Source organism: Paraburkholderia sp. SIMBA_053, from assembly GCF_046534895.1.
Taxonomy (GTDB): Bacteria; Pseudomonadota; Gammaproteobacteria; order Burkholderiales; family Burkholderiaceae; genus Paraburkholderia; species Paraburkholderia caledonica.
In genome coordinates, this window is sequence record NZ_JAWRXU010000252.1 from 1 (window position 1) to 350 (window position 350).

1 pseudogene is annotated in these 350 nt (G+C 61.1%); it reads left to right on the top strand.

What is annotated here, in order from left to right:
- Window positions 1-350 (top strand): annotated as a pseudogene (locus SB753_RS35495) (sigma-54-dependent Fis family transcriptional regulator); the annotation flags it as partial.

Sequence of the window (350 nt, forward strand, 5' to 3'; positions counted from 1 at the left end):
GAGCGGGACATCGATATCGATCTGCTCGTCGAGCATTTCAACCGGCGTCTTGCTCAGCGCCACGGCGTTGCCGAGCGGCGATTGAGTGCCGAGATCATGGCGGTGCTGCGTGCCTATTCCTGGCCGGGCAACGTGAGAGAGATACGCAATGTGATCGAGAATCTGTTGTTGACGTCCAACGAGGAAGTGGTATCGCTCGACGAGTTACCTGCTGAGCTACTCGACGAAACGGCGACTGTCAGCGTTGTCCCGCCATTGCCCGATCAGTCGACAAGTTTGGAGGACACCGAGCGTCTGGCCATCGCCCGCGCCGTGCGCAGCGCGGGTGGAAATCTTGCGCAGGCCGCCCG